This window comes from Salinivibrio socompensis S35 (genome assembly GCF_000513715.1).
Classification (GTDB): Bacteria; Pseudomonadota; Gammaproteobacteria; order Enterobacterales; family Vibrionaceae; genus Salinivibrio; species Salinivibrio socompensis.
The window spans coordinates 1-8082 of the sequence record NZ_AQOD01000189.1 but is presented as its reverse complement, the minus strand read 5'-3'; the positions used below and the strand labels follow the sequence as shown (position 1 = coordinate 8082).

General features: G+C 49.0%; 7 protein-coding genes and 1 pseudogene. 3 read left to right on the top strand and 5 right to left on the bottom strand.

Annotated features, from left to right (window positions below; translation table 11 throughout):
• Window positions 1-698: imelysin family protein (locus tag DZ54_RS0116515; RefSeq protein ID WP_025675285.1), on the bottom strand; the 698-nt coding region annotated here is incomplete at its 3' end.
• 414 nt (window positions 699-1112) lie between these two features.
• Between DZ54_RS0116515 and DZ54_RS0116510 the strand changes: the two genes are divergently transcribed.
• Entirely contained in the window at window positions 1113-1610 is a 498-nt protein-coding gene (locus tag DZ54_RS0116510) for a MarR family winged helix-turn-helix transcriptional regulator (RefSeq protein ID WP_025675283.1), read from the top strand.
• Between the two features lie 195 nt (window positions 1611-1805).
• Here the strand turns inward: DZ54_RS0116510 and DZ54_RS0116505 are convergent, their stop codons facing one another.
• Complete coding sequence (locus tag DZ54_RS0116505) at window positions 1806-2666, bottom strand: aldo/keto reductase (RefSeq protein WP_051416081.1); 861 nt, start codon at window positions 2664-2666, stop codon at window positions 1806-1808.
• A gap of 277 nt (window positions 2667-2943) precedes the next feature.
• Here DZ54_RS0116505 and DZ54_RS22800 point away from each other — a divergent pair, with 277 nt between their 5' ends.
• Together DZ54_RS22800 and DZ54_RS0116495 are read left to right on the top strand one after the other, a co-directional pair.
• Window positions 2944-3522 (top strand): GNAT family N-acetyltransferase, encoded by a 579-nt coding sequence (locus DZ54_RS22800; RefSeq protein ID WP_051416080.1) that lies wholly within the window; start codon window positions 2944-2946, stop codon window positions 3520-3522.
• A gap of 19 nt (window positions 3523-3541) precedes the next feature.
• Window positions 3542-5857 (top strand): methyl-accepting chemotaxis protein, encoded by a 2316-nt coding sequence (locus DZ54_RS0116495; RefSeq protein WP_025675281.1) that lies wholly within the window; start codon window positions 3542-3544, stop codon window positions 5855-5857.
• Between the two features lie 418 nt (window positions 5858-6275).
• On the opposite strand, the gene DZ54_RS0116485 is transcribed toward DZ54_RS0116495, so the two are convergent.
• From DZ54_RS0116485 to DZ54_RS22795, 3 genes and pseudogenes are all read right to left on the bottom strand, one after another.
• A complete protein-coding gene (locus DZ54_RS0116485; protein ID WP_051416079.1) occupies window positions 6276-6956 on the bottom strand; it encodes a hypothetical protein in 681 nt (226 codons plus the stop codon).
• A 28-nt stretch (window positions 6957-6984) separates the two neighbouring features.
• Window positions 6985-7605, bottom strand: a complete 621-nt coding sequence (locus tag DZ54_RS0116480) for a hypothetical protein (protein WP_025675276.1) — start codon at window positions 7603-7605, stop codon at window positions 6985-6987.
• A 29-nt stretch (window positions 7606-7634) separates the two neighbouring features.
• Window positions 7635-8082 (bottom strand): annotated as a pseudogene (locus DZ54_RS22795) (hypothetical protein); the annotation flags it as partial.

Below are 8082 nucleotides of genomic sequence, written 5' to 3'. Positions count from 1 at the left end.
TCCCGCATCCACGCCAAATCATCGACCAAGAGATCGGCAGCCGCTTTCAAGTAGTCACGGCGACGATCGCAATGACCATGGGTGCAATCTTCACCATAGGCGAAGTCAGTATAAGGACGCTCGCCGGCACCGGCGTTGGTTCCATTCAAATCTTGCCCCCATAGCAGGAACTCGATGGCATGATAACCAGACGCCACATTGGCTTCTGAACCGCCTACCTCATTCAAGCTAGCGAGCAGTTTTGGCGTAATATCAGCAACGTCTAACTCTGTCGCACCGATTTGGATGCTTTGGTTGGCAATAATGTTTGCCGTGGCACCTGCATTACCGAGCTCGGCTTGATACCCGTCAGCGACATAGTCAATCAGGCCTTCATCCAATGGCCAAGCATTAAGTTGTCCTTCCCAGTCATCGACAATGGCATTACCAAAGCGAAAAACTTCTGACTGCTGGTAAGGTACGCGTGCATCTAACCACACCTTTTTAGCTGCCTGAAGAGTCGTTTCAGAAGGGTCGGCAACAAAGGCAGTCAGCGCATCGTCAAGTTCAACCGCAGTGGTATGAGCATCAGCAAAAACAGCGTGAGCGATATCGGCATAATGCTCGACCACCTCTTGCTGCGTGGCAGCATTCACGCCTAGCGGCGCAGCGAGCAATGAGAGCGCGATAAGATTGCGCTTAAACGGTGTCAATTCCATAGTACTTTTGTCCTTCGCTTTAGATAGAAACATTTATGATAACTATTATCGTTTGTATGAGTGAATTCTAAGCATTGTGTTACGAAATGCAACAAAGAATTCTTCTCATTTCTGGAAGTGTGATGTCCGCACTATCGATAAGGTTTAATGCAATATGTTGCAATACAGATCCGACCTGTTCTTTGGGTAAACTAATGACTATAAGCCACTTTTTGCACTTGCTCACTGAAACAGTCAAAAATAACAATAAATTAGATTTAATTTGAACTCTAAGGGTTATAATAGATTGAAAGCACGTTGATTATTTGCTCGTTGAAACAAACATAAATCATCGATTTTTCTCTCTATGCCTTTGCACTACAACCGCGGGTATTGTAAGTTTCGGTGGCAATTTTTTCTGGTGGAGGTGAGGTAATGGAAAAACACGAAGAAGTACTGGTCGCATTGCGGCAAATTATCCGCGCAATCGATTTGCATTCACGAAAGCTGAACAAAGTATCGGGGATTACTGGTCCGCAACTGGTACTGATGCGCGCGATCAAAGAGCTTGGTCAGGTGACGATTCGTAAGTTATCTGTCCATACCAACATGAGCCAAGCGACCGCAACAACCATTTTGGATCGCTTAGAAAAGCGCGGTCTGATTTTGCGCGTCCGTAGCGAGCTTGATAAGCGTAAAGTACACGCGCACCTGACCGAACAAGGGGAAGCGGCATTGGAGCAAGCCCCCAAGCCACTGCAGGAGAACTTTATCTCACGCTTTCAAAACCTGGAAGAGTGGGAGCAATCTCTGGTGTTATCATCCGTTCAACGTATCTCGTCAATGATGAATGCGGACGATATTGATGCCGCACCGATGCTAGAAGTGTCTGCCCTCACCTCGCATCACTCGATGGCTCAGGTTAAAAAATAGCAGCTACCGGCGGGTAAACAGGACGTCTCCACCGGGCAACCTGCCAGCAAGGCGCCATTAAAGCCATGGATGTACGCTTTTTGTCGCCATTGCGGTTAATATTCACCGCAAATATCGACACTTGCGCACCGGATAAATAAAAAGACGGCACCGTGTACCGTCTGTCGATATTACCGTTAGTCAACGCCTTCACACTTAAGGCACATTATGCCCTTTCGAGGCAACCCAGATGCGATACCACTGTTCACGCGTTAATTTAAGATCATAAGCCTGTTTAGCGGCTTTCACGCGCTCAATGTTCCCTGAGCCAATAATTGGTAATGGTTTCGATGGATGGCGCATTACCCAAGCATAAATCACTTGATCGATACTCGCGCCGCCTAACTCCTCAGCAATAGCGCTAAGCGTTTCGCGCACACGCACAACCTGTTGTGACTCACCCGTAAATAACTCACCGCCAGCAAGGCATGACCACGCCATCGGTTTTATTTGAAGACGCTGAAGCTGATCAAGCGTGCCATCGTGGATTGCATCAAAACGTAGCGGATTCATTTCAACCTGGTTAGTGACGAGTGATTCGTCCCAGCGAGATTGCAATAAATCGAATTGTGACGGGGTAAAGTTTGATACCCCGAAGTGCGAGACTTTTCCATGATATCGAAGGGTGGTGAAGGCCTCTGCCACTTCATCTGCATCCATTAACGCATCAGGGCGATGCAGCAATAACACATCAAGTTTTTCCACCCCTAAACGCGATAGTGAATGATCCACCGATTCCATAATGTGATGATAACTGGTGTCGTAATGGTTAATTTTACGGTTGGGGGCTGCCTCGCTGACCAACTTGATGTCGCACTTAGAGACAACTTGGATCGATTTTCTCACACTCGGATCCAATTTTATCGCTTGGCCAAACAAGGTCTCACAGCGATAGTCCCCGTAGATATCAGCATGATCAACCGTTGTTATTCCCAAATCAATATGGGCTTTGAGAAAACTGAGTCGCTGCTGCGGGGTCATCTGCCAATCATCTAATCGCCAGTACCCCTGCACCATAGGTGAGAAAAACGGGCCGACCGGAGAAATGGATGTCGCTTTAAACTCTGACAAAACGCGTCCTTATATGCCGAGAAGTGAAGATCTCATGCTAGTCCGATCGATTTAGCCTCACAATCCCTTTTTCATCAATATCACGAGATAATTTGTTTTCTCTCAATTTCTGATTTTGTTGCGCAACCCGCGCTCTAAAATTGAGCAATTTGTCATCAATACTTGGCGAATGGGACGAACTTCGGTATCTTATGCGCCGCAAAAAAGCAAAAAGGAAGCGAGAATGCTTATTCGACGCATGGAGTTGCGTGATTGTGACGCGATCAATACCATTTATAACTATTACATCACCCACACCGCGATCACGTTCGATTTAGCCCCATGGCAAAAGCAAGAACGTGAACACTGGTTTGCACAATTTGATCCGTCCTCCCGCTATCAAGCGTGGGTGGCAGAGCAAGATCAACAAATCGTTGGGTTTGCTTATAACACGCCATTCAACGCCAAACAGGCCTTTCATATCGCCTCAGAGATCACGATTTACGCCGCACCTGATGCCAGCGGTCGCGGTATCGGCTCACAATTGATGCGTACCTTACTTGATGGCATGCGTGATCAAGGTCTTCGCCGTGCTTACTCGCTGATCACACTCCCCAACCCGCGTCACTGGCACTTCATCGTCGTTTGGGCTTTCAGCAAGTTGGGCAGCTTAACGATGTCGGCGAAAAGTTCGGCCAATACCACAGTGTCGCGATGCTCGAGTATGATCTTACCGTTTGAGTATGCCATTAGCCCGTCGAATAAGCCCCACCCTCTTCACCATGCACCCGTGCGGTGCCTTCATTTGATACCGTCGTCATGACGTTCAGGAGTTTAGTAGTATGAAAGTTCGCACAAAGGTATCTGCGGCAATCATCTCCGCCTGTGTTATCTGTATTCTCGCAACCGCAGCCGTGCTCGCCAACCGCACCACTGCATTGTTTGGTGACCAGATGCAGGATCAAGCCATTAGCCAGCTCAAAGCGGTCCGTGAGGCTAAACAGTCAGAGCTCACCAGTTATTTTTCATTTATCGGCCAACAATTAACCTCAATGGCTGATTCGACCATGACTGAAAATGCCGTCAACGCCTTCAGTGAGGCCTATTTGCGCTACAGCCGAGAAGTGAGGACTGATCGAGCCTCACGTCGGGCCCTGCAGGATTACTACACCGACACCTTTGGTGATGCCTACCAGGCGCTTAACGATACCAATGCTAACGCGCGCTCTAACCTCGCCGCGCTCGCCCCCGCCACACGGACACTGCAACAATTTTACATCAGTGGTAGCCCGCATCCTTTGGGCGAGAAAGACAAGTTAGTCACCACTAATGATGGGTCAACCTACGACAACGTCCACACCCAGTACCATCCCAACTATCACCGTTTTGCCGAAACGTTTGGCTACCAAGATATTTTATTAGCGGATGCGAACGGTCGTATCGTTTATTCCGTAGCGAAAGAAATCGACTTCGGTACCAGCCTATTTGCCGGTCCCTACGCCACCAGTGGCATGGGGGATGCGTTTTTAGAAGCCATCGACGCGCAAGCAGGCGACATTAGTTTTGTTGATTATCGTCCCTATTTCCCTAGCTATGACGAGCCAGCTTCATTTATCGCGACTCCTATTGTTGAAAACGGCGAAACCCAAGGGGTGCTGATTTTTAAACTGCCTATCGCGCGATTAAGTGGTGTCATTAGCGGCCAAGGACACTGGCAATCAGCCGGATTTGGTGAGACGGGCGAAATGTTTATGGTGGGGCCGGATAACGTACTGCGGACGGAAGCACGCGCCTTACAAGAAGATAAATCGGCCTATTTGAATTTGCTGCGTGCCAATGGCGTAAAACCTGGTTTGATTAACCGCATCGACTTCACCGACACCGCAGCCGGGCAAATGCCAATCGACTCTCAAAGTGTGGCCCAGGCGCTGGCGGGCCAAACAGGCACCGGGGAAGAAAAAAGCTACCGCAACCAAACCGTTTATACCGCTTATGCGCCGATTGATGTGTTTGGTAAGCGCTGGGCATTGGTCAATCAAATCAGTCAACAAGAGTCGCTCGCCCAAGTCGCGACCATGAAAGACACCATTTTAAACGCCACGGTGCTTACGTCATTATTGCTCGTGGGAGTCGCGATTCTGATTGGCTATGTGTTGGGAGGTAATATTGCTAAGCCCATGATTGCGGTGACCACACGGATTAAAACCATCGCCGAAGACAAAGATCTGACGCAGCGCTTACCGGATAAAGGCAACGATGAGATGGCACTGCTCGGACGCTCTCTCAATGATATGTTTGCCAGCTTCCAAACCGTGATTCAAGAAGCGCACCAGGCGTCTGGATTACTCGGGCAAGCCGCTAACGATATTAACCAAGACGTGATCACCATGCGCGACCGCGTGACTGATCAGGTCAAACATACCCATCAAGTGGCCTCAGCGGCGACAGAAATGGCTACATCGGTCACCGACGTGGCGCAATACGCCGACCAAGCCTCAACCGCGTCCGACGATATTACCCAAGCGGTGGATAAAGGCTCGAAAATCGGTGACGATCTGGTTAAACAAATCCGCACACTGTCATCAAGTATGGATGCCGCCACCGTTACCATGAGCCGCTTATCGCAACAGAGCGAGGAAATCGGTAGCGTGCTAGATGTGATCCAAGCGATTGCCGAGCAAACAAACTTGTTGGCATTAAATGCTGCTATCGAGGCCGCCCGTGCCGGCGAACAAGGCCGTGGGTTCAGTGTGGTCGCCGAAGAGGTACGCACCCTCGCCTCTCGCACCCAGGACTCCACCGAAAGCATTCGCGATAAAATTGCTGCACTGCGCCAAGAAACCCAATCAGCGGTGGCGGATATGGATAACACCAGCCAAACCGTGGAAGCGTGTGTGAACCACTGTCAGCAAAATAACGCCGCCTTAGTGGATATTGCCAATATGGTGACCGAAATTAACCAAATGACTTCACACATTGCGACCGCCACACAGCAACAAACGCAGGTCACCACCGAAATCAGTGAAAACATTAACGATATTTCCCAGTCGGCGGAAACCGTCTCTCAACGTACGCATGATACCGCCGAAACCGTCACCGGCTTGAGCCAGCGTTCTGGGCGATTGGCTGACACCATCGGTCATTTTAAAACTGAATAAAATATCCCACCACTATTTGCAGAGGGAGGTATGTTGCCTCCCTTACTATCAAACTCGTCAGTCGGAAAAGCGCCAGCACAATGGCAATCTTGCACATCGAGGCAAAAGCGCACCCGTTGCACGGCACCTCCGACATCCGGGGCAAATTTGGCATCGAATGTGACAAGCGACACGGAAAACGGAATACAGAGTACAGAGAGAGCAAGCGCCTCAATACGCGCACAATTCTGCTCTTTCCGTACTCCGTAAGCGAAGCGCTCTGTATTCAAGTTCTCGAGTCAGGCGTAGGCCGAAAAAGCACCCGCACATTAGCCATCTTGCACCTCGAGGCCGAAGCGCGCCCGTTGCACGGCGCCTCCTACATCGGGGGCAAGTTTGACCCCGATCGTGACAGGCGCCCAGGCGGCATAGTGCACTATTATTGACATCGTTCTGGGGCTTGTGTCACCTTCGCCAATGGCATCAACTGAAATCTCTCCCTATTCAGAAAACTCACTTCTTTACGCTTTTCCAAATCGGCAAAAAAGGTGTTTGGGAAAGGGGTCGAAGAAGATTCGCCTTTACCATCAAAGAGCACAACCACATCAGTCAAATCGCGTGGCGAGTTTTTTACCCAGCCACTAGGATCGGCGCCTTTCTTTGGTATGCAATCAGTAACAATACCAAAGCAATTTTTAGTATAAAAAACTCTAACTCTTGGGCCATCGACAATGACTTGTATTGAGCCATAGTCACGATCGAAATGTTGGTAATAATTATCCATTGTTTTCATTTTGGCTTCGGCATTATCTGGGATGGGAGCAGATATGCGGTGATATGACTTGAAAGGATATTCCCATCCTTTAGCCCAGTACCCATCGATGTAAGCGGGTGCATCCATACGTCCACCGGACGAATGGGCACCCGGATAGCCACTGACGGCTCCCATCGAAAAACTAGCCTTTCCGCCGGACTGGGTAGTGATTACCATTCTTTTTACACCATGTTCGCCGGAGGTACTGCCATTCGTAAAGCCAACCTCAGCCGTATAAGGCTCAGGCTCACACCCGATTAGGGAGATCAATAGTAAAAAAGATAAAAGGGCTTTCCATTTAATCATTGCCGAATACCTGACGTTTGGGCTGACCTTACTCAGACTCACTCGCTTTTTTACGCTTTTCCAAATCGGCAAAAAAGGTGTTTGGGAAAGGTGTCGAAGAAGATTCGCCTTTGCCATCAAAGAGCACCACGACATCTGTCTGATTCTTAGGTGAACGAACGACCCACCCGTTAGGGTCGGCTCCCTGTTTAGGCGTGCAATCATCGTACATATCAACGCACGATTTTGAGTAGAACACCCTTACTCGAGGGCCATCAACAATCACCTCCATCGAACCATAGTCACGATCGAAATTTTGGTAGTAATTATCCATTGCTTTCATTTTGGCTTCGGCATTATCTGGAATGGGAGCAGATATGCGGTGATAGGACTCGAAAGGATACTCCCATCCTTTAGCCCAGTGTCCCTCAATGTAAGCGGGCGCATCCATACGTCCACCAGACGAATGAGCTCCTGGATAGCCACTGACGGCCCCCATAGCAAAATTAGCCTTTCCGCCTGATTGGGTGGTGATTACCATTCTTTTTACACCATGTTCGCCGGAGGTACTGCCATTCGTAAAACCAACCTCAACGGTGTAAGGTTCGGGCTTACAACCTAAAACAGCCACTGACAAGAGTAGTGGTAAAAAGGCTTTCCATTTAGTCATTGCTAAATACCTGACGTTTTGGGCTGACCTTACTCAGACTCACTCGCTTTTTTACGCTTTTCTGATGATGAAGTGTCAGAAGCAGAAAAAGGAGTCGGGGAGGATTCGCCTTTGCCATCAAAGAGCACAACCACATCAGTCAAATCGCGTGGTGATTTCTTAACCCAGCCATTAGGATCGGCGCCTTTCTTTGGTGTGCAATCAGCCAGTTTGTCTAAGCAGTTTTTAGTGTAAAAGACCCTAACTCTTTGACCATCGACAATGACTTGTATTGAACCATAATCACGATCGAGATTTTGGTAGTAATTATCCATTGCTTTCATTTTGGCTTCGGCATTATCTGGAATGGGAGCAGATATGCGGTGATGGGAGATTAAACCGCTACTCGGCTCTGGGTTACCTTTTGCCCACTCACCATCGATGTAAGCGGGGGCATCTATTTTCCTCCGCCAGAGTCGCCCCAGGATAACCACCAAC